The 2,696-nt window shown below is 65.4% G+C and carries 3 protein-coding genes and 1 pseudogene; 2 read left to right on the top strand and 2 right to left on the bottom strand.

Annotation, left to right across the window (positions count from 1 at the left end; translation table 11 throughout):
• The coding region (locus EN745_RS33270; protein WP_127423198.1) for a TonB family protein at nucleotides 1–601 on the top strand (601 nt) is incomplete at its 5' end.
• A 34-nt stretch (nucleotides 602–635) separates the two neighbouring features.
• The gene (locus EN745_RS33275) at nucleotides 636–950 is read left to right on the top strand and encodes an antibiotic biosynthesis monooxygenase (protein WP_127423199.1); all 315 of its coding nucleotides are present in this window, start codon (nucleotides 636–638) and stop codon (nucleotides 948–950) included.
• A gap of 24 nt (nucleotides 951–974) precedes the next feature.
• Here the strand turns inward: EN745_RS33275 and EN745_RS33280 are convergent, their stop codons facing one another.
• On the bottom strand, nucleotides 975–2,003 hold the full coding sequence (locus EN745_RS33280) for a glycosyltransferase (protein WP_126054148.1): 1,029 nt from the start codon (nucleotides 2,001–2,003) through the stop codon (nucleotides 975–977).
• Between the two features lie 88 nt (nucleotides 2,004–2,091).
• Nucleotides 2,092–2,696 (bottom strand): annotated as a pseudogene (locus EN745_RS33285) (bifunctional proline dehydrogenase/L-glutamate gamma-semialdehyde dehydrogenase); the annotation flags it as partial.

A 2,696-nucleotide genomic window follows, 5' to 3' on the forward strand; every position in this document is an offset into this window, starting at 1 on the left:
TTCCGAGCCCACTCTGGAAGCAGCCGCACAGCCTCCCGCAGTGTCGCCGGAACCTGCCGGCCGGCCAGACATACTGGTGGCTGGCTCCCCGCGCCCCGATGACCAGAGTGTTGTCGCCAGCACCGAATCCCCTGCCACCCATGAAACTCCCGTCGTTGTTCCAGACCAGCCGCCAATCCCCAGCGCCCGTCCGACTCCGTCGGCACCATCCCCGACAGCGAGAGAAACGGACAACAAGCGCGGCACCGCAGAGGGCCAGGACCGGCTGTCACAGGCGGCCAGCGAGGGCAAGAAGCAGAAAGAGGCAGGCAGCGAGGCTGCGGAGTACAATTACCGCGGCGACGTCATCAGGAAGCTCAGCCGCGTCAACCGCGCCGTTCCGCCGTCAGTGCAATTGACCGCGGTCAATAATGCCGTCGTGACTTTCGTGATCGGCAGCGGTGGTGGTATCGACGATCTACGCATCCTGCAAACCTCTGGATCGTCGAGTTTCGATCAGGTCGCGCTCGGCATCGTTCGCAATGCTGCCCCCTTCCCTCCAATTCCGTCGCGCATCGCAAGCAGGAGTTTGGTGTTCGAGGCCGAAATCGGTCCATTTTGAAAGTGGATGGAACGAACCGCATGAAAGGAAACCAATGTACATCGCCATGAACCGCTTCAAGGTCCAGAACGGCTCGGAAGACACCTTCGAGGATGTCTGGAAGAACCGTGATTCCAGCCTGTCTGAAATGAAAGGTTTCAGGGAGTTCCACCTGCTGCGCGGTCCGCTGAACGAGGCCGAAGGCTACACGCTGTTTGCCTCACACACGGTGTGGGCCAGCCACGAGGATTTCGTCGCCTGGACCAAATCGGAAAATTTCCGCGCCGCGCACCGCAACGCCGGCACCTCCAAGGTGCACTATCTCGGCCATCCGCAATTCGAAGGCTTTTCGGTCGTCGAGGGCGCCTGACGAGCTATTCGGGAGAGCCTAGCCTCAGGAACCGCCAGCCAGCCGGCGTAGCGTCCGCACAAAGCGTTTGCGCGCCTGCCGCAAGCGGCTCTTGCGATCAAGAAGCGGCGCAAGCCGCGGATCGCTCGCCAAATCGCCGAACCGCCTCACATGGCTGGACAGGAAGCCGGACACGAAATCCCTGCCGTGGATGGCGCCGAGCCTCTCCGCATTGGCAAGGACATAGTCGAGCACGTCCGCGCCCATGGCGGCGTCCAGGGAGGCATAGGCCGGCGACAGCTGCATACGGCCGCCGGCATAGGCGAGACCGCCGGAGGCATTGGCGCCATGCAGGCGATAGAGGCCGAGGCACTCCGACAGGATGAGGCTGCCGGCGGCCAGATGCGCGCATGTCGCCGTCAGGTAATCGGTTCCGATCGACACCTTGAAGGGGAATGCCAGGACGGGTTCCAGCGCGCCACGCCGGAAAACCATCGACGATGTCGGCGCCCATATCCAGCCATAGCTATCGGGTCCGAAATAGGTCACCGGAAAATCCGACCGATAGGCGAGTCCGCCATGCTGTATGTGGGGTGGGATCATTGTCCCGCGCGCGTGCGCTTCCCTGCGCGGCAGCGCAAAGCTACTGGCCAGCAAGGCGCGCTCGCGATCGACGAGGAAAAGATCGGAGCTGGACAGCGACGCCGGCTGCGTCGCGTAGAGATGCGCCGACAGATGCGCGAGCAGGAAGTCCGGCAGCCAGATGTCGTCGGAATCGAGAAACGCCACGAAATGCGCGTCGCTTGCTGCAAAGCCGTCGCGGAACGCGGCGAGTTGGCCGCCGTTTTGCGGCCGCGCCAGGAGGCGCAGGCGCGGATCGCCGATCTTTTCAAGCAGCGCACGGATATGATCGGCCGAGCCGTCGGCCGAGGCATCGTCGACGATCACGCAGTCCCAATTGCGATAGGTCTGTGCCAGAACCGAGCGGATCGCGTCCTCGACATAGGCGCGATAGTTGTGACTGGTGATGACCACGCTGACACGCGGGAGCGTGAACGGCGATTTATCTTCCATCTGTTCGGCCTCGCCGCGTAATCGATCGGCGCATGTTTATCCGGGTGCGCGGTCTCCTTGCAACACGCGCCCGGACTTGGGCTGTGCCTTAGGCGGCAGCCAGCAGGCTGGCATTGCCGCCCGCCGCCGTGGTGTCGACGCAGACGGCGCGCTCATGCGCATAGGCAGCCGGATTGAGCACCTCGCTGACCAGCGGCACGATCGGGCCGGCGCGCTCGGCGATAACCTTGCGCACGATGCGCGCCGCCTCCGGCGTGCCTGAGAATGCGACGACATCGACGCGCAGTGCGCGCGCCTCGACGGGGTCCGGCCGGCCGTCTATGGCGGCGATCGGCAGGCCCTTGCCGGTTAGCGCCGACAGCGCCGCCGGCGCGCCCGGCGCCACCGCGAGCACGGCGTTGCCGGCGGCAAGCGCCTGGATCGCCTGCGCCAGCAGCGTGTCCGTATCCGGACCGAGGCAGAGCACGCGGCCACGCGGTGCCAGCGACAGCGTGTTGGCCTCCCCCGTCGGACCCGGCAGGTCGACCTGACCGAAATCGATACTTGCCGCCGCGCCGATGGCGGCCGCGCCCTTGCCGCGCAGGTGCTTCCGCAGGATCGCCACCCGGTCGGGCCGCGTCGACCAGCCGCCGAGCGTCGGATCGGGCAGATTGTCGGCAAGTTCGGTTGCCGTCACCTTGCGGCCCTCGGCGA

The organism is Mesorhizobium sp. M4A.F.Ca.ET.022.05.2.1 (assembly GCF_003998845.1).
GTDB lineage: Bacteria > Pseudomonadota > Alphaproteobacteria > Rhizobiales > Rhizobiaceae > Mesorhizobium.

Coding starts and splice junctions, on each gene's coding strand:
- EN745_RS33275 (WP_127423199.1), top strand. CDS start 636: ATGTACATCGCCATGAACCGCTTCAAGGTCCAGAACGGCTCGGAAGAC.
- EN745_RS33280 (WP_126054148.1), bottom strand. CDS start 2,003: ATGGAAGATAAATCGCCGTTCACGCTCCCGCGTGTCAGCGTGGTCATC.